This window comes from Pseudomonas sp. TE3895 (assembly GCF_056278855.1).
In genome coordinates, this window is the sequence record NZ_JBWBQE010000001.1 from 3,185,293 (window position 1) to 3,209,492 (window position 24,200).

19 protein-coding genes are annotated in these 24,200 nt (G+C 63.9%); 17 read left to right on the plus strand and 2 right to left on the minus strand.

The genetic code is table 11. The annotated features are described in order from the left end of the window. Positions 1-56: 56 nt before the first annotated feature. From ACZ889_RS14335 to ACZ889_RS14415, 17 genes are all read left to right on the plus strand, one after another. Positions 57-773, plus strand: a complete 717-nt coding sequence (locus tag ACZ889_RS14335) for a response regulator (RefSeq protein WP_003256139.1) — start codon at positions 57-59, stop codon at positions 771-773. Next, entirely contained in the window at positions 770-1,552 is a 783-nt protein-coding gene (locus ACZ889_RS14340) for a substrate-binding periplasmic protein (RefSeq protein ID WP_003256136.1), read from the plus strand. The genes ACZ889_RS14335 and ACZ889_RS14340 overlap by 4 nt, the downstream gene beginning before the upstream one ends. Beyond that, positions 1,549-3,801, plus strand: a complete 2,253-nt coding sequence (locus ACZ889_RS14345) for an ATP-binding protein (protein WP_180688331.1) — start codon at positions 1,549-1,551, stop codon at positions 3,799-3,801. Before ACZ889_RS14340 ends, ACZ889_RS14345 begins: the two co-directional genes overlap by 4 nt. A gap of 196 nt (positions 3,802-3,997) precedes the next feature. After that, the gene (locus ACZ889_RS14350; RefSeq protein ID WP_003256132.1) at positions 3,998-5,404 is read left to right on the plus strand and encodes an amino acid permease; all 1,407 of its coding nucleotides are present in this window, start codon (positions 3,998-4,000) and stop codon (positions 5,402-5,404) included. Between the two features lie 238 nt (positions 5,405-5,642). After that, complete coding sequence (locus tag ACZ889_RS14355) at positions 5,643-6,437, plus strand: enoyl-CoA hydratase/isomerase family protein (protein WP_004576437.1); 795 nt, start codon at positions 5,643-5,645, stop codon at positions 6,435-6,437. 33 nt (positions 6,438-6,470) lie between these two features. Beyond that, positions 6,471-7,631 (plus strand): acyl-CoA dehydrogenase family protein, encoded by a 1,161-nt coding sequence (locus tag ACZ889_RS14360; protein ID WP_476257489.1) that lies wholly within the window; start codon positions 6,471-6,473, stop codon positions 7,629-7,631. Positions 7,632-7,648: 17 nt separating this feature from the next. Then, a complete protein-coding gene (locus ACZ889_RS14365) occupies positions 7,649-9,766 on the plus strand; it encodes an acetate--CoA ligase family protein (protein ID WP_476257490.1) in 2,118 nt (705 codons plus the stop codon). Next, on the plus strand, positions 9,759-11,366 hold the full coding sequence (locus ACZ889_RS14370; RefSeq protein WP_180688327.1) for a 5-guanidino-2-oxopentanoate decarboxylase: 1,608 nt from the start codon (positions 9,759-9,761) through the stop codon (positions 11,364-11,366). The genes ACZ889_RS14365 and ACZ889_RS14370 overlap by 8 nt, the downstream gene beginning before the upstream one ends. A 34-nt stretch (positions 11,367-11,400) precedes the next feature. Further along, a complete protein-coding gene (alr, locus tag ACZ889_RS14375; RefSeq protein WP_180688326.1) occupies positions 11,401-12,630 on the plus strand; it encodes an alanine racemase in 1,230 nt (409 codons plus the stop codon). A gap of 24 nt (positions 12,631-12,654) precedes the next feature. Continuing rightward, on the plus strand, positions 12,655-13,845 hold the full coding sequence (locus ACZ889_RS14380) for a pyridoxal phosphate-dependent aminotransferase (protein WP_180688325.1): 1,191 nt from the start codon (positions 12,655-12,657) through the stop codon (positions 13,843-13,845). Then, positions 13,838-15,250 carry an aldehyde dehydrogenase family protein gene (locus ACZ889_RS14385; protein ID WP_476257491.1) on the plus strand — a complete coding sequence of 471 codons (1,413 nt, stop codon included), beginning with the start codon at positions 13,838-13,840 and terminating at the stop codon, positions 15,248-15,250. The genes ACZ889_RS14380 and ACZ889_RS14385 overlap by 8 nt, the downstream gene beginning before the upstream one ends. A gap of 43 nt (positions 15,251-15,293) precedes the next feature. Next, the gene (locus tag ACZ889_RS14390) at positions 15,294-15,995 is read left to right on the plus strand and encodes an NAD(P)H-dependent oxidoreductase (RefSeq protein WP_004576441.1); all 702 of its coding nucleotides are present in this window, start codon (positions 15,294-15,296) and stop codon (positions 15,993-15,995) included. A 336-nt stretch (positions 15,996-16,331) separates the two neighbouring features. Then, positions 16,332-17,435, plus strand: a complete 1,104-nt coding sequence (locus ACZ889_RS14395) for a polyamine ABC transporter substrate-binding protein (RefSeq protein ID WP_180688323.1) — start codon at positions 16,332-16,334, stop codon at positions 17,433-17,435. Between the two features lie 34 nt (positions 17,436-17,469). Then, entirely contained in the window at positions 17,470-18,882 is a 1,413-nt protein-coding gene (locus ACZ889_RS14400) for an aminotransferase (protein ID WP_047603058.1), read from the plus strand. A 53-nt stretch (positions 18,883-18,935) separates the two neighbouring features. Then, positions 18,936-19,784: a helix-turn-helix domain-containing protein gene (locus tag ACZ889_RS14405; RefSeq protein ID WP_080580376.1), complete on the plus strand. Its 849-nt coding sequence runs from the start codon at positions 18,936-18,938 to the stop codon at positions 19,782-19,784. Positions 19,785-19,937: 153 nt separating this feature from the next. Beyond that, entirely contained in the window at positions 19,938-21,170 is a 1,233-nt protein-coding gene (gene eutH / locus ACZ889_RS14410; protein WP_004577508.1) for an ethanolamine utilization protein EutH, read from the plus strand. Between the two features lie 115 nt (positions 21,171-21,285). Continuing rightward, on the plus strand, positions 21,286-22,083 hold the full coding sequence (locus ACZ889_RS14415) for a helix-turn-helix domain-containing protein (protein WP_064493064.1): 798 nt from the start codon (positions 21,286-21,288) through the stop codon (positions 22,081-22,083). Positions 22,084-22,129: 46 nt separating this feature from the next. Here the strand turns inward: ACZ889_RS14415 and ACZ889_RS14420 are convergent, their stop codons facing one another. Next, positions 22,130-23,401 (minus strand): D-arabinono-1,4-lactone oxidase, encoded by a 1,272-nt coding sequence (locus ACZ889_RS14420; RefSeq protein ID WP_017148266.1) that lies wholly within the window; start codon positions 23,399-23,401, stop codon positions 22,130-22,132. A 28-nt stretch (positions 23,402-23,429) separates the two neighbouring features. Next, positions 23,430-24,197, minus strand: a complete 768-nt coding sequence (locus ACZ889_RS14425) for an SDR family NAD(P)-dependent oxidoreductase (RefSeq protein WP_012051983.1) — start codon at positions 24,195-24,197, stop codon at positions 23,430-23,432. Between the last annotated feature and the right edge of the window lie 3 nt (positions 24,198-24,200).

Genomic DNA, 24,200 nt, shown 5'->3' on the forward strand with positions numbered 1-24,200 from the left:
AGTACGCTGCTGTCGCGAGTGTGTAGAACAACACCAATAAAAAGAGACAACACGCAATGACGCCTCGGGTATTGATCGTCGATGACGATCCGCTTATTCGTGACTTGCTGCAGGCCTACCTGTCCCAGGAGGGCTACGACGTACACTGCGCCGACACCGCGGAAAGGGCCGAAGCCCTGCTTGCCAGCCAGGATGTCGACCTGGTGCTGCTGGACATCCGCCTGCCCGGCAAGGACGGCCTCACCCTGACCCGCGAACTGCGGGTGCGCTCGGAGGTTGGCATCATCCTCGTCACCGGGCGCAATGACGACATAGACCGCATCGTTGGCCTGGAATGCGGTGCAGATGACTACGTGATCAAACCACTCAACCCCCGCGAGCTGGTGTCCCGGGCGAAAAACCTGATCCGCCGCGTACGCCATGCCCGCGAGGCGCACCCCGCCCCGGCCTGCGCGCAATCGCTGAAGCAGTTCGCCGACTGGGCACTGGATACCGACCGCCGGCGCCTGATCGACGCCCGTGGCGGGCAAACCCTGCTGACCCACGGCGAGTTCCAGTTGCTCAGCGTGTTCCTGCGCAACAGCGGCCACACCCTCAGCCGCGACCAGTTGATGGACCAGATTCGCAACCGCGAGTGGGTGCCCAACGACCGCTCCATCGACGTGCTGGTCGGCCGCCTGCGGCGCAAGCTGCATGACGACCCGGCCGAACCGCAGTTGATCATCACCATTCACGGCACCGGCTACCTGTTCACCGCCAGCGTGGCAGCATGATTCCTCGCGCCTGGCAGTTGGCGCTGGCCTTGACGTTGCCCACCCTGCACGCCAGTGCCAGTGAGCCCGTGCGTTACTGTGACTACCCGGTGTACCCGCCCATTTCCTGGAGCGACGGCCACCAGGTGCGCGGCCTGGCCCCAACCGTGGTGCGTGAACTGTTCGCGCGCATGGGCTACGAGGTGCAAACCGTGGTGCTGGGCAACTGGAAGCGCTGCCTGATGGACGCCGCCGCCGGGCGGGTGGACGTGGTCCTGGCCTACAACAGCGACCAGCGTGACCAGCGCATGCGTTTTTCCACGGAGCCGGTGGTGCGCGAGGAAGTGGCCGTGTTCTACAACCGCAAGCGGCCGGTGCAGTTCCAGCAGCTGGAGGACCTGGCGGGTTACCGCGGCGGCCTGCTGTACGGTGAAAGCTATGGCGCCGAGTTCGACCGCTTCGTCGCCCGGCATCAGAACATCGAGCGGGTATCGTCCAGCCAGCAGAACTTCGGCAAGCTGATCCGCGGGCGCATCGACTATGTGATCCAGGAGCGGCGCACCGGCCAACTGTTCATCGAGCACCTGCCCGGCGCGCAGGACATCCGCGTATTGCCCAGCGCGCTGAGCGTGGACTACCTGCGGGTAGCCGTATCGCGGCAATCACCCCTGAGCCAGCACATGGACGAAATCGACGCGCAGTTGCGGCGCATGAACCAGGCTGGCGAGATCGCGCGCTGGCTGGAGCAGAGCGAGGTCACTTACCGCGACATGATCAACCTGCCGGCGGATGCACGATGATCCGCCTGCGCACCGATGGCCTGCTGCGCCGCCTGCTGCTGTTCATCCTGCTGTTCAGCTTGTGCTTCACGGTACTGGCCAGCGGCGTGCAGCTGTACTTCGAGTACCGTCGCGAAATGCGGGATATTGAGGCACGCATGGCGTTGATCCGCGCCGGCTACCTGGCCAGCCTGGAGCGCAGCCTGTGGGACCTCGACGAGGCGCAGCTGGATGTTCAGTTGCGCGGCCTGGTGGACTTTTCCGATGTGGCGCGGGTGCGTCTGGTCAGTGATGATTTCACATTGTTACGCGGTGAGGCCGAGCCCCAAGGGCCGCTGCGCATCGAGCGCTTCCCTCTCGACTATCAGCCGCCCTCAGGGCCGGTCAGGCACCTGGGCGAACTGGAAGTCAGCATCGACCTTGGCGCGGTACACCGGCGGCTTTACGCCACGGGCCTTGCCAGCCTGTTGTGGATGGGCGTGTTTCTGTGCGGCCTGGCAGTGGCGCTGTCAGGGCTGTTCTACCGCCTGGTCACCCGCCATCTGCAAGTGATGGCCGAGTTCGCCCGGCGTATTGGCGCCGGCCAATGGCAGGAACCGTTGCGCCTGGGGCGCCGCCGTTCATCGCGCCCTGACGAGATCGACACGGTGGCCAATGCCCTGGACGATATGCGCCGCGCCATCCTCAGCGACATTGAACGCCGCGAACGCGACCGCCTGGCGTTGCAAGACAAGCGCGACGAACTGCAGGCCATGGTCGAACGACGTACCGCCAGCCTGGCCCGGGCCAAGGATGACGCCGAGGCCGCCAACCTGGCCAAGTCACGCTTCCTGGCGACCATGAGCCACGAACTGCGCACCCCGCTCAACGGTATCCTGGGCATGGCCGAGCTGCTACGCGGTGGCCGGCTGGAAGCGGCCGACCGTCAGCGCCTGGAAGCCTTGTACAAGGCCGGCGAGGGGCTGTTGGCGATTCTCAACGAAGTGCTGTATTTCGCCCGGCTCGAAGAAGGTGAGAGCCGCGCCGAGCTGGTCGGCTTTTCGCTGCGCCAGTTGTGCCAGGAAGTGCTGGCGCTGCTCGAACCCATGGCCGCGGACAACGGCGACACACTGCATCTGGAGATTGATGAGCAATTAGCCGGTTACCAGCACGGCGCCGAGCAGTACCTGCGTCAGGTGCTCAGCAACCTGCTGGCCAATGCCATCAAATTCACCGAGCACGGCCAGGTGCGGCTCAAGGTGCAGGTGCTGGTCAGCGAGGCGACCACGCAGCGCCTGCGGCTGTCGGTCAGTGACAACGGCATCGGCATCGAGCCGGCCGTACAGGCAAAAATCTTCGACCGCTTCGTCCAGGCCAGCGAGGCCGTGGCACGCCGCTACGGCGGCACCGGTCTGGGACTGGCGATCTGCAAGCACCTGGTGGAAAAGCTGGGGGGCTGCATTGGCCTGGACAGTGTACAAGGGCAGGGCAGCTGCTTCTGGTTCGAACTCGACATCGCCCTTGGGCAGCCGGTTGCGGCCAATACCCCGGCCCAGTCGGTCAGCGCCAGCCTGGATATCCTGGTGGTCGAGGACGTCGCGCTGAACCGTGAGGTGGCGAGCGGCCTGCTGGTGCGCGATGGCCACCGGGTGAGCTTTGCCGAGGATGCCGGGCAGGCCCTGCAGTTGTGCGCACAGCGGCGCTTCGACCTGATCCTGCTGGACGTTCACCTGCCCGGCATGAGCGGGGTGGAACTGTGCCGGCAGCTTCGCGCCACCCCCGGGCCTAACCACCACAGCCGGATAGTTGCGCTGACCGCTGGCGTGCAACCGGGGCAACTGTCGGATTACCTGGAAGCCGGCATGCAAGGTGTGCTGGCCAAGCCCCTGCGGCTAGCCAACCTGCGCCAGGCGCTGGCCGACGCAACGCCGACTGAAGAGGCCGGTATTGACGCGAACATGGACTGGTCGCTGCTGGCCACCCACCGCTCGCTGCTGGGCGAGCAGAAGCTGCAGGGCCTGCTGAATGTGTTGCGCCAGTCACTGGAGCAGCACGCCACGGCGTTGGCCGAGGCGCTGCCAGCCCAGGACTTTACCGAGGTGCTGCACCTGGCCCATCGCCTGGCCGGCAGTTGCGACTCCCTGGGTTTTTCTGGCCTGGCTGCGCTGTTGCGATGCCTGGAAGACGCCGCCCGCCAGCATGATGGGCAGGCGCTGAACGCACTTGCCGAGCCACTGGCAAGCCAGCTCGGCCAGGCCCGTGCGACCCTGGAACAGTTGATCCAGAGCTGACGTACAAAAAACTTACGACTTTTTACATCTTCGATCCGTTCGTACAACGGCGTCTTACATCCGTTTCCAATAATCCATGGCAACCGTGTTGCACGCGGTCCATGAGGCTTATTGGAGACAAGAATAATGACATGCCGTAGCGCTCAGCCCCTCGTTCGCATCGCCACACGTACCTGCCGCAATGGTGAGGTGCGCCATGACTGACAACGTTGAAAAGATCCAGCTCACCCGCGCCCTGAAAAGCCGGCACATCTTCATGTTGTCGCTGGGTGGGGTTATTGGAACCGGCCTGTTCATGGGCTCGGGCGTAACCATCAATCAGGGTGGGCCGGTGGGCGCGATCCTGGCTTACCTGGTGGCGGGCTTGCTGATGTACCTGGTGATGGTCTGCCTGGGTGAGCTGTCGGTGCAGATGCCGGTGTCCGGTTCGTTCCAGGCCCACGCCACTAAGTACATTGGCCCGGCCACCGGCTTCATGATCGGCTGGGTGTACTGGATGAGCTGGGCCACCACCGTAGGCCTGGAGTTCACCGCTGCCGGCATGTTGATGACCCGCTGGTTCCCGGAGGTGCCGATCTGGTACTGGTCGGCGCTGTTCGTGGTGGTGCTGTTCGGCCTCAACGCCCTGGCCACGCGTGCCTTTGGCGAGGCCGAGTACTGGTTCTCGGGCATCAAGGTGGCAACCATCCTCGGCTTCATCGTCATTGGCCTGCTGGTGATCTTCGGTGCCATCCCCCTGAGCAGCGGGGCACCCGCACCGATGCTGAACAACCTGGTGGGCGAGTCGCTGTTCCCCCATGGCCTGTCGGCAGTGTTCGCGGTGATGATGACCGTGGTCTATGCCTTCCAGGGCTGCGAAATCATGGGGGTGGCTGCCGGTGAGACCGAGCACCCGGAAAAGAGCATCCCGCGGGCGGTGCGCAATGTGGTGTTCCGCGTGCTGATCTTCTATGTGCTGGCGATTGCCGTGCTGTCGGCCATTGTGCCGCACGAGCAGGCCGGGCTGATGGAAAGCCCGTTCGTGCAGGTGTTCGATATGGTCGGCATCCCTTACGCCGCCGACTTGATGAACTTCGTCATCCTCACGGCCATCCTCTCGGTGGGTAACTCTGGGTTGTATGCCTCCACGCGCATCCTCTGGGCCATGTCCAAGACTGGCATGGCACCGAAAAGCCTGTCGCCGCTGAGCAAGCGTGGCGTGCCGCTGCGGGCGCTGAGCATCACCCTGTGCTTTGCGCTGATCTCGCTGATGACCAGCTTCGTCGCGGCTGACACGCTGTTCATGGTGTTGATGGCGGTAAGCGGTATGTCCGGCACCGTGACCTGGATCGTCATCGCCCTGGCGCAGTACCGCTTCCGCAAGGCCTGGCTGCGCGACGGCGGGCAACTGCAGGACCTGAAGTACAAGGCGCCGCTGTACCCGCTGGTGCCGCTGCTGTGCATCACCCTGTGCAGCTCGCTGTTCGTGTTCCTGGCGCTGGATGAAACCCAACGACCGTCGCTGTATTGGGGCTTTGGCTTCATTGCCCTGTGCTATGCGGCGTACTTCTTCGTCAACCGCCGCCGGCAGGGGGCCTTCGCACCCAGCGCACCAGGGGTTTGACGCCGCAGCTCGTCGTCGGCGGGTGTCAATCGCTGCATGTTCAGCACCTGTGAGATCGAGCACCGCCCGCGCGGCGCGCGATCTCACAGGCCATAAAGCCGTCACGACGAACGCCCTTGTGTAACGCCAAACACCGAGTTGTGCGAAGTTGTAACAGCCCATCCCGTCTTGTTGAACACTCGTTTAGTATCTTCCTCGTCAAGCCCTCCAAAACCATCACAACAACACCGAGGCCCCCATGACTACCCCGTCGTCGCCACTGTTGAGCAAGGTCGAAGCTGGCGTTGCCTGGATCACCCTCAACCGCCCCGAGCAGCGCAACGCGCTGGACATTCCCACCCTCAAGCAACTGCACGCCTTGCTCGACAGCCATGCCGACGACCCCGCCGTACGCGTGGTGGTGCTGACTGGCAGCGGCCGCAGCTTCTGCGCTGGCGCCGACCTGGCCGAATGGGCAGCCGCCGAAGCGGCGGGCACCCTGGAAAGCTACGGCTGGACCGAAACTGCCCATGCCCTGATGTTGCGCCTGCACAGCCTCGACAAACCCACCATCGCCGCCATCAACGGCACCGCAGTGGGCGGTGGCATGGACCTTAGCCTGTGCTGCGACCTGCGCATCGCCGCCGCCTCGGCGCGCTTCAAGGCCGGCTACACCAGCATGGGCTACAGCCCCGATGCCGGCGCCAGCTGGCACCTGCCACGGCTGATCGGCAGCGAGCAGGCCAAGCGCTTGTTGTTCCTCGATGAACTGTGGGGCGCCGAGCGTGCCCTGGCGGCTGGGCTGGTCAGCGAAGTCTGCGCCGACGAGCAACTGCCCGCCGTGGCGGCCGAGTTGGCCGGGCGCCTGGCCAATGGCCCGACGTTCGCCTATGCGCAGACCAAGCAGCTGATCCGTGACGGCGCCCGGCGCACCCTCGCCGAGCAGCTGGAGGCTGAGCGCCACGCCGGCCTGCTGTGCGGCCGCAGCCAGGATGGCGCCGAGGCCCTGCAAGCCTCGGTTGAACGCCGCGCCCCCCGTTTTACCGGCCAGTAATCCGATACCCGACCCTCATCAGGACCTTCGCAGATGAATTTCCAACTGACCCAAGAACAAGAAATGTTGGTGGAAGCGGTACGCAGCTTTGTTGCCAAGGAGCTGCTGCCCCATGAGGAAGCGGTGGACCGCGCCGACGCTGTGTCACCCGAACTGGCCGCGCAGATCCGTGGCAAAGCCATCGCTGCTGGCTTCTATGCCTTCAACATGCCCGAGGAAGTGGGAGGGGGCGGTCTGGACTACCTGTCCCAGGCGCTGATCGAACGTGAGCTGTCCAAGGTGTCCTGGGCGCTGCATGTCTTCGTTGCACGGCCGTCGAAAATCCTCATGGCCTGCAAGGACGAGCAGATCAACGACTACTTGCTGCCTTGTGTGCAGGGCGAGAAAACCGACTGCTTTGCCCTCACCGAACCGGGTGCCGGTTCGGATGCCAACGCCATCAAGACCCGCGCCGTGCGCCACGGCGATGACTTTGTCATCAACGGCAGCAAGCACTTCATCAGCCACGCCGGCCACGCCGATTTTGCCATCGTCTTCGCGGTCACCGACACCTACGAGCACAACGGGCGCAAGCGCAATGCGGTCACCGCCTTGCTGGTCGACCGGGGTACGCCGGGCATGACCATCCGCCGTGGTCCCAAGTGCGTGAGCAACCGTGGTTATCACACCTACGAGCTGTTTTTCGACGACTGCCGGGTGCCGGCCAGCAAGGTGCTGGGCGAAGTCGGCAAAGGTTGGGAAGTGGCCAATGCCTGGCTTACCGCCGGCCGGGTGATGGTCGCCGCCAACTGCGTGGGCCAGGCCCAGCGCGCCCTCGACCTGTCACTGCAATGGGCCGCCGACCGCAAGCAGTTCGGCCAGGCCATCGGCAGCTACCAGGGGGTGTCGTTCAAGCTGGCCGACATGGCCACGCAGATCCGCGCCGCCGAAATGCTCACCCTGCACACCGCCTGGAAGATGGATCAGGGCAGCATGACCGACGGTGAAGCCGGCATGGCCAAGCTGTTTGCCAGCGAAGTGCTGGGCAAGGTCGCCGACGAAGCCGTGCAGATCTTCGGCGGCATGGGCCTGATGGACGAAGGGCCGGTTGAGCGCATTTGGCGCAACGCGCGTATCGAGCGCATCTGGGAGGGCACTTCGGAAATCCAGCGGCATATCATCGCCCGCGAACTGCTGCGCCCGCTGCTGCGCTGAGCGCCAGGAGAACACCCATGTCGCAATCGATTCGTGACAACCTCAAGCGCCTGCTGGCGCCCCGGCACCTGGCCTTCGTCGGCGGGCGCAGCATGGCGCGGGCGCTCAAGCGCTGCGCCGAAGGTGGCTTTGCCGGTGAGCTGTGGCTGGTCAACCCGCAGCATGAAAGCCTGGAAGGCATCCCCTGTGTGGCACAGGTGGCCGACTTGCCTTACGCTCCGGACGCGGTGTTCATTGCCACCAACCGTGAGCTGACCTTGCAGTGCGTTGCCGAGCTGGCTGCACGTGGTGCCGGTGGCGCCATCTGCTATGCCTCGGGCTTTGCCGAAAGCGGTGAGGAGGGCTGCCAGTTGCAGCAACGCCTGCTCGCTGCGGCCGGCAACATGGCCCTGCTCGGCCCCAACTGCTATGGCCTGCTCGACTACCTGCACGGTGCAGCCCTTTGGCCGGTGGCCCATGGCGGCGAGCAGGTGGAGAAGGGCGTGGCGATCCTCACCCAGAGCGGCAACTTTGCCTACAACCTGTCCATGAGCGACCGCTCCCTGCCGGTGGCCTACATGGCCTCGGTCGGCAACCAGGCGCAACTGGGTGTGGCCGAGCTGATGGATGTGCTGCTCGACGACCCACGGGTAACGGCCATTGGGCTGCACCTGGAAGGCTTGAAGAACGTGCCGGGCTTTGCACGCGCCGCCTACAAGGCATTGCAGCAGGGTACGCCGATCATTGCCCTGAAGACGGGCGTTTCGCAGATCGGCGCTGAACTGGCGCTCAGCCACACCAGCTCGTTGTCCGGTTCCGATGCGTTGTACGACAGCTTGTTCCAGCGCCTGGGGGTGATCCGCGTCAGCGGCCCGGTGAGCTTTGTCGAAACGCTCAAGGCCGCAGCCTGCGGACGCTTGCCGGCAGATGGCGAGCTGATTGCGCTGGCCTGCTCAGGCGGCGATGCCGGCCTGATTGCCGACTATGCCGAACGCAACCAGTTGCAATTGCCGAAGCTCGCGCAAGAGCAGGTGGCGGCACTGGCCGAGGTGTTGCCGGGCTATGCCAACCTGGTCAACCCACTGGACTTCACCACTGCCATCTGGGGCGATGAAGCCGCCCTGCAACGCATGCTCGACAACACCCTGAGCGGCGCCGCGGGCGCGGCGATGCTGGTGCTGGACTACCCGGCGGCCTTCACCGGCGAGCGCAAGGAATGCGACCTGCTGCTGGGGCTGTACTGCGATGCCGTTGAACGCCACGGCAAGATCGGCTTCGTCACCTCGGCTTTCCCGGAACTGTTGCCTGCCAGTGCGCGTGAGCGCCTGCATGCGCGGGGCATCGCTGCCCTGCAGGGCGTGGAAGACGGCCTGGCGGCCTGGGGGCGCATCGTCGCTTACCAAAAGAACCGCCAGCGGTTGCTGGACCAGGGCGAGGCTGCGCGGGTACCGCTGTGCCCGCAGGCCCTCACGGGCGAAAGCCGACTGTTGGACGAATGGCAATCCAAGCAGGCCCTGCGCGCCTTCGGTCTGCCGGTGCCGGCAGGTGTGCTGAGTACGCCCGAGCGCGCTGTGGCAGACGCCGCCCGCGTGGGTTACCCCTTGGTACTGAAGGCGGTCAGCGCGCAGCTGCCGCACAAGACCGAAGCTGGCGCTGTGGCGTTGAACCTGCGCGATGCCCGCGCCCTGGAAGCTGCACTGGTGCAGATGCGCCAGTGCATCGCTGACTACGCCCCGCAGGTTGCGTTTGATCAGGTGCTGCTTGAGCCCATGGCCGAGCCGCCCTTGGCCGAGCTGATAGTGGGCATCAAACGTGAACACGACTTTGCCCTGGCCTTGGTGATCGGTGCCGGCGGCGTGCTGGTCGAACTGCTCAAGGACAGTGTCAGCCTGTTGTTGCCCACCACCGACAGCGCCATCCGCGCCGCACTGCTGAAGCTGCGCAGTGCCAGCCTGCTGCAAGGCTTCCGTGGCCGCCCGGCTGCCGACCTCGACGCCTTGGTCGCAGCTATCCGTGCGGTGGCCGACTACGCCTGCGAAAACGCCGGGCAGCTGTTGGAGCTGGATGTGAACCCATTGATGGTCGGTGCCCATGGCACCACCGCGGTCGACGCGCTGATCCGCCTCGGCCAGGCGCAAGGAGAACGACATGAATGACCTTACCCTGACAGCCGGCCAGGCGCTGGTGCGGTTGTTGGCCAACTACGGTGTGGAGACCGTGTTCGGCATCCCTGGGGTGCACACCCTGGAGCTGTACCGTGGCCTGCCGGGCAGTGGCATTCGCCATGTACTGACCCGCCACGAGCAGGGCGCCGGCTTCATGGCCGACGGCTATGCGCGGGTCAGTGGCAAGCCTGGGGTGTGCTTCGTCATTACCGGCCCAGGCGTGACCAACGTCGCCACCCCCATCGGCCAAGCCTACGCCGACTCGGTGCCGATGCTGGTGATTTCCAGCGTCAACCACACCGCCAGCCTGGGCAAGGGCTGGGGCTGCCTGCATGAAACCCAGGACCAGCGCGCCATGACTGCGCCCATCACCGCGTTTTCTGCGGTGGCCCTGCAGGGCGACGATTTGCCCGAGCTGATCGCGCGCGCCTGGGCAGTGTTCGACAGCGAACGACCGCGCCCGGTGCACATTTCGGTGCCCCTGGACGTGCTGGCGGCATCGGTCAGCCGGGACTGGAGCGGTGAGGTGGTACGCCGTCCCGGGCGTGGCCAGCCGTGCCGCGAAACCCTCGAGCAGGCTGCCCTGAGGCTTGCCGCCGCCCAGCGGCCGATGATCATTGCCGGGGGTGGCGCGTTGCACGCGGCTGAGCAGTTGCAGCAACTCAGTACACGGCTGGCAGCGCCTCTGTTCACCAGCGTGGCCGGCAAGGGCGTGCTGCCACCAGACGCGCCACTCAATGCCGGCGCCAGTCTGTGCGTCGAACCCGGCTGGCAACTGATCAGCCAGGCTGATGTGGTGCTTGCCGTAGGCACCGAAATGGCCGACACCGACTTCTGGCGCGAGCGCCTGCCGATCACTGGCGAGCTGCTGCGCGTGGACATCGACCCGCGCAAGTTCAACGACTTCTACCCCTGTGCCATTGCCTTGCAAGGTGATGCCCGGCAAACCCTGGCCGGCTTGCTCGAACACCTGCCAGCACTCGACCGAGACCCTGCACAGGCCAGCGAAGCGGTGAGCGACCTGCGCCAGGCCATTCGTCATGGGCATGCACCGTTGCAGGCCACCCATCAGGCGATTCTTGACCGCATTGCCGCCGTGCTGCCCGACGATGCGTTCATCAGCAGCGACATGACCCAACTGGCCTACACCGGCAACTACGCCTTCGCCAGCCGGGCGCCGCGCAGCTGGCTGCATCCGACCGGCTACGGCACACTCGGCTACGGCCTGCCAGCCGGTATTGGTGGCATGCTTGCCACCGACCATCGCCCAGGCCTGGTGCTGGTGGGCGACGGCGGTTTCCTTTATACCGCCCAGGAGCTGGCCACGGCTGTAGAGGAACTGGACCGGCCGTTGGTGGTGCTGCTGTGGAACAACGACGCCCTCGGGCAGATCCGCGATGACATGCTCGGCCTGAACATCGAGCCGGTCGGCGTGCTGCCGCGTAATCCGGACTTCATCGGCCTGGCCCGTGCCTTTGGTTGCGCGGTGCGCCAGCCGCGTGATCTGGACGCGCTGCAGGCCGACCTGGCCAGCGGTTTCGCCACACCCGGCGTGACCTTCATCGAACTCAAACACACCTGCGTCTGTTAAGCCGCGAACAACCAAAAGAACAAGAGAAACCCACATGCCATTTCGCCGTACACTTCTGGCCGCATCCCTGGCCCTGCTGATCACCGGCCAAGCCCCACTGTATGCCGCCCCCCCGCTGTCGATGGACAACGGTACCAATGCCCTGACCGTGCAAAACAGCAATGCCTGGGTCGAAGTCAGCGCCAGCGCCCTGCAGCACAACATCGGCACGCTGCAGGCCGAGCTGGCCGGCAAGTCCAAGCTGTGCGCCGTGCTCAAGGCCGATGCCTATGGCCACGGTATCGGCCTGGTAATGCCATCGATCATCGCCCAGGGCGTGCCCTGCGTGGCGGTGGCCAGCAACGAGGAGGCCCGCGTGGTCCGCGCCAGTGGCTTCACCGGGCAACTGGTGCGGGTACGCCTGGCCAGCCTCAGCGAGCTGGAAGATGGTTTGCAGTACGACATGGAAGAGCTGGTGGGCAGCGCGGAATTTGCCCGCCAGGTCGATGCCATCGCCGCGCGCCATGGCAAGACCTTGCGCATTCACATGGCGCTCAACTCCAGCGGCATGAGCCGCAACGGGGTGGAGATGGCCACCTGGTCCGGCCGTGGCGAAGCGCTGCAGATTACCGACCAGAAGCACCTCAAGCTGGTCGCGCTGATGACCCACTTCGCCGTGGAAGACAAGGACGATGTCCGCAAGGGCCTGGCGGCCTTCAACGAGCAGACCGAATGGTTGATCAAGCACGCGAAGCTCGACCGCAGCAAGCTCACCCTGCACGCCGCCAACTCGTTCGCTACGCTGGAGGTGCCGGAAGCGCGCCTGGACATGGTACGAACGGGGGGCGCGCTGTTCGGTGACACCGTGCCGGCGCGCACCGAGTACAAGCGTGCGATGCAGTTCAAATCGCACGTGGCTGCGGTGCACAGCTATCCGGCTGGCAACACCGTGGGCTATGACCGCACCTTCACCCTGGCCCGTGATTCGCGGCTGGCCAACATTACGGTCGGGTACTCCGATGGCTACCGCCGGGTATTCACCAACAAGGGCCATGTGCTGATCAACGGCCACCGTGTGCCGGTCGTGGGCAAGGTGTCGATGAACACGCTGATGGTCGATGTCACCGACTTCCCGGACGTGAAGGGGGGCAACGAAGTGGTGCTGTTCGGCAAGCAGGCCGGGGGCGAAATCACCCAGGCCGAGATGGAAGAAATCAACGGCGCGTTGCTGGCCGACCTGTACACCGTGTGGGGCAGTTCCAACCCGAAGATCCTCGTCGACTGAAACCGCCAAAGAAGGGAGATTGCCATGCGCTACGCCAAGCTTACCCAACGCATCGCTGGCGACGGGGCTGCGGCCTGGGACATCCACTACCGCGCCCTGGCGCTGCAGGCCGAGGGTAAGGACATCCTGCTGCTGTCGGTGGGTGACCCGGACTTCGACACCCCCGCGCCTATCGTCGAGGCGGCCATCGACAGCCTGCGCGCTGGCCATACCCATTACGCCGATGTACGCGGCAAGCTGGCGCTGCGCCAGGCCATCGCCAACCGTCACCGGCAGCGCAGTGGCCAGGCGGTGAGCGTCGACCAGGTGACCGTGCTGGCGGGTGCCCAGTGCGCGCTGTTCTGCGTGGCCCAGTGCATACTCGACCCAGGCGATGAGGTGATCGTTGCCGAACCGATGTATGTCACTTACGAGGCCGTGTTCGGCGCCTGTGGCGCCAAGGTGGTACCGGTACCGGTCAAGCCCGAGAATGGCTTTCGCGTGTGCCCGCGTGACGTCGCCGAGCGCATTACCCCGCGCACCCGCGCCTTGGCGCTGAACAGCCCGCACAACCCTTCGGGGGCGAGCCTGCCGCGCGCCACCTGGGAGGCGCTGGCCGAACTGTGCATTGCCCATGATCTGTGGCTGATCTCTGACGAGGTCTACAGCGAGCTGCTGTATGAAGACGAGCATGTCAGCCCCGGCAGCCTGCCGGGCATGGCCGAGCGCACTGCAACGTTGAACAGCCTGTCCAAGTCGCATGCCATGACCGGCTGGCGCATGGGGTGGGTGGTCAGCTCGACAGCACTGGCCACGCATCTGGAAAACCTCGCCCTGTGCATGCTCTACGGCTTGCCGGACTTCGTCCAGGATGCCGCCGTGGTGGCGCTGGAGCAGCCGTTGCCCGAACTGGACGCCATGCGCGAAGCCTACCGCCAGCGCCGTGACCTGGTGTGCGAACAGCTGGCCGGCTGCACGGGCCTCAAGGCGCTTAAGCCCGATGGTGGCATGTTCGTGATGGTCGATATTCGTGAGACCGGCGTAAGTGCCCAGGCCTTTGCCGACTACCTGCTGGACAGCCAGGGCGTGTCGGTGCTTGCCGGCGAAGCGTTCGGCCCCAGTGCTGCCGGGCATATCCGCCTGGGCCTGGTGCTGGGCAATGCGGCGCTGGTCGATGCCTGCCAGCGCATCGCCCGCTGTGCCGACGAACTGAAACGGGAGTACGGCCATGCGTGAGTATGCGCGGCTGTACATCGATGGCGCCTGGCAGGTGCCGAGCGGGCAGGGCATGGCTGAGGTGATCGACCCGGCCACCGAGCAGGCCATTGGCCGGGTACCCTTGGGCGCCGAGGCCGATGTCGAGCGGGCGGTGATGGCGGCGCGGCGGGCCTTCCATGGCTGGTCGCGCACGCCGTCCAGTGTGCGCGCCGGGTACATCCGGGCATTGGTCGCACAGCTGAAAAACCGCGCGGCGCAAATGGCCGAGGTTATTACCGACGAGCTGGGCATGCCGGTGCAGTGGTGCCAGGCGGTGCAGGTCGAAGGCCCGATTGCCGGGTTGGAGCAATACGCCGAACTGGCCAGGCTGATGGACGAGGTGCGCGAAGTCGGCAATTCGCTGGTGTACCGCGAAGCCGTTGGCGTGTGCGCATTCATCAACCCGTGGAACTACCCGCTGCACCAGATGATCGGCAAGCTGGCGCCGGCCCTGGCTGCCGGGTGCACGGTGGTGGTCAAACCCAGCCAGGAAACGCCGCTGCACGCATTTGTGCTGGCCGAAATGATCGACGCCATCGGCCTGCCGGCAGGGGTGTTCAACCTGGTCAGCGGCCCAGGTGCCAAGGTCGGTGAAGCCCTGGCCCGGCATCCGCAGGTGGACATGGTGTCGTTCACCGGCTCAACCGGTGCCGGGGTGCGGGTGGCACAAGCGGCCGCGCCGACGGTGAAGCGGGTGTGCCTGGAACTGGGTGGCAAGTCACCGTTGCTGATTACCCCCGATGCCGACCTGCACGCTGCGGTGCGCCATGGCGTGCAGGATGTGATGATCAACTCGGGGCAGACCTGCACGGCACTGACCCGCATGCTGCTGCCGGCCAGCCGCTACGCCGAGGCGCTGGAAATCGCCGAGGCCGAAACCCGCGCACTGGTCATGGGCGACCCGCGTGACCCCGCCAGTTTCCTCGGGCCGATGTGTTCGGCAGGCCAGCGGCGCACGGTGCTCGACTACATTCGCCAGGGCCAGGAGGAGGGCGCGCGCTTGTTGTGCGGTGGTGATCACGGCGGCTTCGAGCGCGGCTTCTACGTGGCGCCCACGTTGTTCGCCGACGTCGACAACCGCATGCGCATTGCCCAGGAAGAAATCTTCGGTCCGGTGCTGTGCCTGATCCCCTACGCCGACGAGGCCCAGGCGCTGGCGCTGGCCAATGACTCGCCGTTCGGCCTGTCCAGCGCAGTGTGGGCGGGCAGGCGCGAGCATGGCCTGGCGCTGGCACGGCAGATACGGGCCGGGCAGTGCTTCATCAACGGGGGCGGGTTCAACTACCGGGCGCCGTTCGGTGGCTACAAGCAGTCGGGCAACGGTCGCGAGTGGGGCGAAGAGGGCCTGGCGGAGTTCGTCGAGGTGAAAGCCGTACAGTGCTGAGCCACCGCTGGAAGACAACCTGTTTTGTGTAAGGAGAATGCTTGTGAATGTACTGATCGTCCACGCTCACCCCGAACCGCAATCGTTCACGGCAGCCCTGCGTGACCAGGCTGTGGAAACCTTCCGTGCCCAAGGCCATCAGGTGCAGGTCAGTGACTTGTACGCCATGGGCTGGAACCCGGTGGCCAGTGCCGATGACTTTACCCAGCGCGAGAACCCCGAGTACCTGGTGTATGCCCTGGAGCAGCGCCAGGGGGTCAAGCGTGGTGCCATTGCCGCAGATATCCAGCAGGAGCTGGACAAGCTGTTGTGGGCCGATCTGCTGGTGCTGAACTTCCCGATCTTCTGGTTCTCGGCCCCGGCCATGCTCAAGGGCTGGATCGACCGGGTGCTGGTGTCGGGGGTGTGCTATGGCGGCAAGCGCTTCTACGACCAGGGCGGGTTGGCGGGCAAGAAGGCGCTGGTGACCGTGACCCTGGGCGGGCGCGAGCACATGTTTGGCGATGGCGCGATTCACGGGCCGTTGGAAGACATGCTGCGGCCGATCCTGCGGGGCACGCTGGCCTATGTCGGGTTCGAGGTGCTGCCGCCGTTCGTGGCTTGGCATGTGCCTTACATCAGTGCTGCTGCGCGGCAGGACTTTCTGCAGCAATACCGGCAGCGTCTGGAGCAGCTCTCGGACGACCAGCCACTGGTGTTCCCGCGCCTGGCGCAGTTCGATGAAGCGTTGTACCCGCTGACGTGACCTTTCTCCTGTACTGAACACTGGGGCCGCGTTGCGGCCCTTTCGCGACACAAGGCCGCTCCCACAGGATTACCGCCAGCTTCGAAGGCTGCGCCGTCCTCCCACAGGATTACCGCCAGCTTCGAAGTCTGCGCCGTCCTTGTGGGAGCGGCCTTGTGTCGCGAAAGGGCTGCAAAGCAGCCCCAACATTTTGTCGGCATACGATGTTCTGCAAACCTTCCAGCGCCACCTGCCAAAAAACGACCACCCACACATTCGGGGTATGTCACCCCTGGGCAAATCCACCGATAGTGAACCCATCGGCTCGATCCGGAGCACTCACACGATGGAGTTGCCATGCGCAAGGTACTGAAGGTGATTGGCGGTCTGCTGCTGGCGTCTGGCGCCAGCCTGGCCCAGGCGGCAGAGGTGGACAGCGGTAACACGTTACGGTTGTACAACTGGACCGACTACATCGGTGAAACCACCCTGGCCGACTTCGAGAAGGCCACCGGCATCAAGGTCATCTACGACACCTTTGATGGCTACGAAACCGTGCAGACCAAACTGCTCACCGGCCGCTCCGGCTACGACCTGGTCATGCTCAACGCCTCGCTGGTCCCCCCGCTGATCAGCGCCGGCGTGTTCCAGGCACTGGACAAGCAGCAACTGCCTAGCTGGCAAAACCTCGATCAGCAGGTGGTCAACAACCTGCAGGGCTACGACCCTGGCCTGAAGTACTCGGCGCCCTATACCTGGGGCAGCTCGGGGGTAACCTACAACGTCGACAAGATCACCGCGCGCATGCCCGACGCGCCGATCGGTTCGCTGGCCATGCTGTTCGACCCCAAGATCGTCTCGCGCTTCGCCGACTGCGGCGTCACCCTGATGGACGCACCCACCGAGGTCATCCCGCTGGCCCTGCAGTACCTGGGCAAGGACCCGCGCAGCGCGTCGGCCGCCGACCTCAAGGCAGCCGAACAACTGCTGCTGGGTATCCGCCCCTACATTCGCAAGTTCGACTCGGTCAACTACCTCACCAGCCTGCCCAACGGCGATGTCTGCCTGGCGCTGACCTGGTCCGGTGACTACGCCACCGCCCAGGCCCGTGCTGTGGAAGCGAAGAAGGACATCAAACTGTCGTTCTTCATCCCCCAGGAAGGTTCGCTGATCTGGTTCGACAACCTGTACATCCCCAAGGATGCGCCGCACGCGGCCAACGCCCACCGCTTCATCGAGTTTCTGCTGCAGCCGCAGACCATGGCCAAGGTCACTGACTACATCCACTACGCCAACAGCAACGCTGCTGCTACCGCGCTGGTGCGTGATGACATTCGCCAGGACCCGGCCATCTACCCCGACGCACAAACCCGTAAGCGCCTGTTCGCGCAGAAAACCCAGAGCCCCAAGGACATGCGCGCCATCACCCGGGTCTGGAGCACGGTCAAGACCGGTTTCTGAACACTGCCCAACGATTCCCGCCAAGGAGCTGCCCATGGCCACCCCAAGCAAAGCATTCGCTATCGCCCACGACCCGCTGGTGGAAGCCGACAAGGCCCACTACATGCACGGCTACCATGTGTTCGACGAGCACCGCGAGCAAGGTGCGTTGAACATCGTCGCCGGTGAGGGCGCCTACATTCGTGACACCCACGGCAACCGCTTCCTCGATGCCGTCGGCGGCATGTGGTGCACCAACATCGGCCTGGGCCGCGAGGAAATGGCCCTGGCCATCGCAGACCAGGTGCGCCAGCTGGCGTATTCCAACCCGTTCTCCGACATGGCCAACGACGTGGCCATCGAACTGTGCCAGAAGCTTGCGCAGCTGGCGCCGGGCGACTTGAACCATGTGTTCCTCACCACCGGCGGCTCGACCGCTGTCGACACCGCCTACCGGCTGATCCAGTACTACCAGAACTGCCGCGGCAAGCCACACAAAAAGCACATCATCGCCCGCTACAACGCCTACCACGGCTCCACCACCCTGACCATGTCGATCGGCAACAAGGCCGCCGACCGGGTGCCGGAGTTCGACTATCACCACGACCTGATCCACCACGTCTCCAACCCCAACCCGTACCGTGCCCCGCACGACATGGACGAGGCCGAATTCCTCGACTACCTGGTGGCCGAGTTCGAGGACAAGATCCTGTCGCTGGGTGCCGACAACGTGGCGGCGTTCTTCGCCGAGCCGATCATGGGCTCGGGCGGGGTGATCATTCCGCCCGAGGGCTACTTCCAGCGCATGTGGCAGCTGTGCCAGACCTACGACATCCTGTTCGTCGCCGACGAAGTGGTGACCTCGTTCGGGCGCCTGGGCACCTTCTTCGCCAGCGAGGAACTGTTTGGCGTGATCCCAGACATCATCACCACCGCCAAAGGCCTGACCTCGGCGTACCTGCCGCTGGGCGCGTGTATTTTTTCCGAGCGCATCTGGCAAGTGATTGCCGAGCCAGGCAAGGGTCGTTGCTTTACCCACGGGTTTACCTATAGCGGCCACCCGGTGTGCTGCACGGCGGCGCTGAAGAACATCGAGATCATCGAGCGCGAGCAACTGCTCGATCATGTCAACGACGTGGGGGGTTACCTTGAGCAACGCTTGCAGAGCCTGCGCGATCTGCCGCTGGTGGGGGATGTGCGCTGCATGAAGCTGATGGCCTGTGTCGAGTTCGTCGCCAACAAGGCCAGCAAGGCACTGTTCGCCGATGAGGTGAACATCGGCGAGCGCATCCACAGCAAGGCGCAGGAAAAAGGGTTGCTGGTGCGCCCGATCATGCACCTGAACGTGATGTCGCCACCGTTGATCATCACCCATGCGCAGGTGGACGAGATCGTCGAGACCCTGCGCCAGTGCATCCTCGAAACCGCGCGTGAACTCACGGCGCTTGGCCTGTACCAAGGCCGATGAACCTGGCGCAAAGGGCTGTGCGCGGGCGTGCCTGGCAGGCTAGACTGCCGGGCATGACCCAGGCCTCCCCCGATACCCCGCTTACCCTCACAATGGGCGCGCTGCAGCAGTGGCACGTGGCGTTGCAGCGCGCCCTGGCCCATGGCGAAACCCCCGAGGCGCTGGAGTATGTGGCCGCTGCCATCGGCCAGTTGGTGCAGGTGGAGTCGATGATGATCAGCCTTGAGTGCCAGGGGCGGGCACCGCAGTTGCTGTACCAGCAAGGCATTCCTGAACTGCACCGGGCTGCCGTGCTGGAGCGCTATTTCAGCGCCGGCTACCTGCTGGACCCTTTCTGCCTTGCCGTGCAAAGCGGCCTGGCCGAAGGCTTCTACCACCTGCAGGAAATCGCCCCCGACAACTTCTTCGACAGCGACTACTACAAGGCTTATTACCTGGGTACAGGTTGCAGTGAAGACAGCTACTACATTGTCGACCTCAGCGCAGGCCGCAAGCTGTCGCTGAGCCTGTTCCAGGGCTGCAGCGGCACGCGCCTGAATGCCGGGCAGGTCGACCTGTTGCGTGCGCTGGAGCCGATGGTGCGCGAACTGCTGGGGCGCTATGCCCGGCACAACCTGGAACCGGGCGCTGCATCAACCGAGCGCGGCAGCCTGCAGGCAGCGTTCGACAGCTTTGGCTGTCAGGTGCTGACCGACCGCGAACGGGAAGTGGCGCACATGATCCTGCGCGGGCACTCGGTGAAATCTACTGCGCAGGAGCTGGGTATCTCGCCGGAGACCGTGCGCATGCACCGCAAGAACCTGTACATGAAGCTCGGGATCAACTCGCAATCGGAGTTGTTTGCACGGTTTATCGACTGGTTACGCGGTGATCAGCTGGAAATCCATAGCGTAACGCGGTGATCAATTTTCTATACCTCCCGGTATATGGACAGCCCTGCACCTTGCCGCATAGCTTAACCCTCGACGGGGCGCGCCATGCTCAAGCCATAACAACAACGATGCCCCGTTACATTTCAGTCCTGCCAACCCAAAACTCTAAAAATGAGGCGGCAAATGGAAAGCATCGGCACCTATGTCATCTACGTCATCATGGTGTGCGCGGTACTGGGTGCCGTGGCATCCATCTACAACCCCGAAGGCGAACTGGGCCAGGAGTTCATCGCCGGCCTGCACAGCATCGGCCCCATCTTTATCCCGGTAGCCGGCATCATGGCGGCGATCCCGTACATTTCAGCTGGTATCAGTCATGTGATCGCGCCACTGTTCCAGGCCATCGGGGCCGACCCTGGCATCGCCGGTCCCATCTTCATCGCCTCGGACATGGGCGGCTACCAGTTAGCCAAAGCGCTGGCGCAAAGCCAGGAAGGCTGGATCCTCGGCCTGATCACCGGCTTTCAGTGCGGCGCCACCATCATCTTCGTCATTCCGGTCGGGTTGGCCATGCTGCGCAAGGCCGACCACAAGTACATGGCATTGGGGATCATGGCCGGGCTGCTGACCATTCCGCTGAGCATCATGATCATTGCCATGACCATGCAGGCGCTTGGCCTGAGCGTGCGTCCGGACATCGCTACCACTGGCGCCGCTACCCAGGCACTGCACTTCACCTGGGCAATGCTGCTGCGCAACCTGATGCCGTTGATCCTGTTTTGCATTGCCCTGGCAGCAGCATTGCGCTACTTCCCCACACTGATGGTGTACCTGTTCCTCAAGCTCGGCCAGTTCATGTACATCGCCGTGGTTCTGGTGCTGGTAGCGTCCATCGTGCAGTACTTCACCGGCCTGTTCAGCCACCTGTTCGGCAGCTGGGGTTTTGCGCCGATCATCGCCGATGCCGATGATCAGTTTCGCGCCTTGGAAATTGCTGGCTACATCGGCCTGATGCTGTGCGGGGCGTTCCCCATGGTGCACTTGCTCAAGCGCTTCCTGGCGCGGCCAATCGAACGGGTGGCCTCGCGCTTTGGCATGTCTGGTGTCGGTGCGGCCGGGGTATTGGCGGCCTCGGCGAATATCCTGGCCATGTTTCGCTTGGTCAGCGAAATGCCGCCCAAGGACAAGGTATTGGTGATCGCTTTCTCTGTGTGCGCCGCGTTCACCTTTGGCGACCACATGGCCTTCTCCGCCAACTTCCAGCCCTCGCTGATACTGCCGTTGATGATAGGCAAACTCAGTGGCGGCCTGATCGCCATGCTGCTGGCCAGTTGGCTGGCGGTGCCCAAGGCGCAGGAGTTGGGGCGTCAGGACGCTGCCGCAGGTGTCTGCAAGGGGGTGGCCGAGCCGTCCTGAGCAAAAGCGTCATGCGCATGATCCGGAGCGTCCTGGGCGCTCCGGATTTTGTGTTTTTAACCGATCAAGGCGGTAAGGTCATGCAGGCCTTCGGTGCATGAGCGTGTGGTGAACAATGACAAAAGATGAGGCAAACGAGTTGGCAGCGGTGATCGAGGCGATCGGCAGCGAACAGCTGGGACCGGCGCTGGATGCGTGGCTGCGCAGCAAGCTGACGTTCGACATGAGTTGCGCCTACCTGTTCCAGTTCAATCAACCAGCACTGCTGGTGCATAACGGGTACAACCGTACGGTCACGGAGCGTACGTTGAACGCCTACGTGCGCGGCGGCTACCTGCTTGACCCGTTCTACGTTGCTTGCGTCAACGAGCACCCAGCCGGGCTATGGCGCATGAGCGAACTGGCACCTGACTGCTTCTTCTCTTCAGGGTTTGCCATTTCCAAGGACATCCACCCCTGCGTGTCGTCCGACTATGGGACGGCGGTGGATGAGGTGGGCTTCATCATTCCCCTTCGGCCCCGGTTGGCGATCGTCTATTCGCTGATGCGCAACCACGGCAGCGGGGATTTCGGTGCAGGAGAAATGGACCTGTTGGCTGCAATGTCGCCGCTGCTGGCTTCGGTTTTTGGTCAGCACTGTCGATTGCGTTACGCTGATATCCTGCGCGCAGCACCAGAGGGGGTGGTGCTGGAGGACGCCTTCGTAGAGATCTTGCAAGGGCAACTGACTGAAACCCAGCGCCTTATCGCCAAGTTGTTGTTACAGGGGCACAGCAATGCGTCGATTGCGCGGCAGCTGAATATTTCCGATGGGACGGTAAAGGTGCACAAGCACAACATCTATCAGCGCCTGGAAATTTCATCCAACGCCGAACTGTTTCGCCTGTTTATCGATTATCTGGCCAAGGGCTGATACAGCAAGGGGCTGCAAAGCAGCCCCTTGCTGTATCAGGTACAGGTCACCTGAACAGCGGACTCAGGTGCTCGCTGAGGTAGATCCCTTGCGGATCGAGCTGGCGGCGCAGCTTACGGAAGTCCTCGGCACGCGGGTATATTGCACTCACATCTTCACCCGTCAGGAAATGCAGCTTGCCCCAGTGCGGTCTGGCGCCATAGGAACGCAGGATCTGATCCACCGCCCGCAGATAGTCCCAGTAGTCGGTACCCGGCTGGCCGGACACCGAAATGGTCACGCTGTCCTGCTCGAAGAATGGGCTCATCCACGCCCCGTCACCGGCAGTAAAGCGGTACTCGATGGGGTAGATGGCCTTGGGGAAGTCCTCCAGCATCAGCTTGCGCACGGCCCGCAACGCTTCTTTGCTGTGGCGCAACGGCACAGCGTATTCCAGCTCGTGAAAGTTGGGCAGGTACTCGATCGGGTACACATCCGAGCTGTAGGCCACTTTCTCGAACTCGCTTTCCCAGATCGGGTGGCCGGTGATGTCCATGACCTTCACTTCGCAGACATCGGTGGTGCGCCCGCTTGTAGAGGTGGCGGCGGTATCGGGTAGGCAATAGCAATGCCGGCTTTGCTCGTAGGGGCACCAGAAGAAGCTGAAGTGGCGGTGTTTGCGTGCCAGTTCGTCGTGCTTTTCCATCACGCTTTCGAAGTCTTCGCGCCAGATGCGCTCGTGCAGGTTGAAGCTGTCGGTCACCTGCAAGGTCAGTTCGGAAACAATGCCCAGTACGCCCAGCGACACCCGACCCGCTTGTAGCAGGTCAGGGGTGCTTTCGTCGACCACGAGTATTTCGCCATTGGGTTGCACCAGCTTCATGCCGACAATCGACGAGGCCAGGTTGCCGAGGGTCAGACCGGTGCCGTGGGTACCGGTAGTCAATGCGCCTGCAATCGACTGGCTGTCGATGTCGCCCTGGTTGACCATTGATAACCCGGCGGCACGCAATGTCTTGCCCAAGGCATTGATGGTGGTGCCGGCGGCAGCGGTGACGCGCTTCCTCTCGTGGTCGATATGGCGTACGCCGCTCATGTTGGCCAGGGTCAGGTGCAGGCCATTGGTCAGTGCCACTGGGGTGAAGGAATGCCCCGAGCCGGCCACGCGCACGTTCATGCCATTGCTGCTGGCCTGGCTGACCATTGAGCACAGTTCGTCCTCGCTGGCCGGTGCCCCGCGTGCTGTACGGATGCAGGACTGGTTACCGGCCCAGTTGCGCCAGTGCGCGTGTTCAAGGCCGAATTCGTTGATATGCATGTTGTTGGAAGAGGTGCTCACATCGTTCTCCTGCCGGTTGTTCTTGTAATCAGAGGGCGGTGTAGCCATTGTCGGCAAACAGGTGCGCACCGTTTACGAAACTGGCGTCGTCACTGGCCAGGAACAAGGCTGCGCTGGCGACTTCCGAGGGTTGGCACAAGCGCCCCTGGGCGGCAGCGATGGCCTGTTCGCTGACGTCCACGCCATGTTTGCGCAACATATCGATCTCGCGCAGGCCGTGGGCGGTGGCGATGAAGCCCGGGCAGATGGCATTGGCGCGAATGCCTCGGTCGCGAAACTCCACAGCGATAGCCCGGGCGAACATATGGGTGGCACCCTTGCTGGTGCAATACAGCACCTCCATCGGCGTGCCCACCACTGCCGAGATGGATGAAGTGCAGACGATACTGCCGCCGCCGGCCGCGAGCATGCCCGGCAACACCGCGCCGGTGACCAGGAACATGCTCTTCACGTTCACGGCCATGATCCGGTCCCATTCTTCTTCACTGGTTTCCAGGAAGGGCATGGCCGACAGGATGCCCGCGTGGTTCATCAGCACGGTGATGTGGCCGAATGCCTCTTCTACGGCCGCCACCGCGGCCTTCACTTGTTGTGCGTCCGAGACATCGGCGGCGGCGAAGATGGCCTGGTAACCTGCATCACGCAATCGCCTTGCAACTTCGGCGCCCTTGCTGCCGGGCAGGTCGACAATGCCTACCCTTGCCCCTTCTGCCGCGAACAGCTCCGATGCGGCCAGCCCGCAGCCACCCGCACCGCCAGTGATCAGCGCCACCTTGCCGTTAAGACGTCCAGCCATGTT

What these genes read in the sequence shown, in the direction of transcription:
- ACZ889_RS14405 (WP_080580376.1), top strand. Translation starts at nt 18,936, where the DNA reads ATGACCCAGGCCTCCCCCGATACCCCGCTTACCCTCACAATGGGCGCG.
- ACZ889_RS14425 (WP_012051983.1), bottom strand. Translation starts at nt 24,197, where the DNA reads ATGGCTGGACGTCTTAACGGCAAGGTGGCGCTGATCACTGGCGGTGCG.
- ACZ889_RS14385 (WP_476257491.1), top strand. Translation starts at nt 13,838, where the DNA reads ATGCGTGAGTATGCGCGGCTGTACATCGATGGCGCCTGGCAGGTGCCG.
- ACZ889_RS14355 (WP_004576437.1), top strand. Translation starts at nt 5,643, where the DNA reads ATGACTACCCCGTCGTCGCCACTGTTGAGCAAGGTCGAAGCTGGCGTT.
- ACZ889_RS14340 (WP_003256136.1), top strand. Translation starts at nt 770, where the DNA reads ATGATTCCTCGCGCCTGGCAGTTGGCGCTGGCCTTGACGTTGCCCACC.
- ACZ889_RS14380 (WP_180688325.1), top strand. Translation starts at nt 12,655, where the DNA reads ATGCGCTACGCCAAGCTTACCCAACGCATCGCTGGCGACGGGGCTGCG.
- ACZ889_RS14350 (WP_003256132.1), top strand. Translation starts at nt 3,998, where the DNA reads ATGACTGACAACGTTGAAAAGATCCAGCTCACCCGCGCCCTGAAAAGC.
- ACZ889_RS14400 (WP_047603058.1), top strand. Translation starts at nt 17,470, where the DNA reads ATGGCCACCCCAAGCAAAGCATTCGCTATCGCCCACGACCCGCTGGTG.
- ACZ889_RS14370 (WP_180688327.1), top strand. Translation starts at nt 9,759, where the DNA reads ATGAATGACCTTACCCTGACAGCCGGCCAGGCGCTGGTGCGGTTGTTG.
- ACZ889_RS14335 (WP_003256139.1), top strand. Translation starts at nt 57, where the DNA reads ATGACGCCTCGGGTATTGATCGTCGATGACGATCCGCTTATTCGTGAC.
- ACZ889_RS14415 (WP_064493064.1), top strand. Translation starts at nt 21,286, where the DNA reads ATGACAAAAGATGAGGCAAACGAGTTGGCAGCGGTGATCGAGGCGATC.
- alr (WP_180688326.1), top strand. Translation starts at nt 11,401, where the DNA reads ATGCCATTTCGCCGTACACTTCTGGCCGCATCCCTGGCCCTGCTGATC.
- ACZ889_RS14345 (WP_180688331.1), top strand. Translation starts at nt 1,549, where the DNA reads ATGATCCGCCTGCGCACCGATGGCCTGCTGCGCCGCCTGCTGCTGTTC.
- ACZ889_RS14395 (WP_180688323.1), top strand. Translation starts at nt 16,332, where the DNA reads ATGCGCAAGGTACTGAAGGTGATTGGCGGTCTGCTGCTGGCGTCTGGC.
- ACZ889_RS14360 (WP_476257489.1), top strand. Translation starts at nt 6,471, where the DNA reads ATGAATTTCCAACTGACCCAAGAACAAGAAATGTTGGTGGAAGCGGTA.
- ACZ889_RS14365 (WP_476257490.1), top strand. Translation starts at nt 7,649, where the DNA reads ATGTCGCAATCGATTCGTGACAACCTCAAGCGCCTGCTGGCGCCCCGG.
- eutH (WP_004577508.1), top strand. Translation starts at nt 19,938, where the DNA reads ATGGAAAGCATCGGCACCTATGTCATCTACGTCATCATGGTGTGCGCG.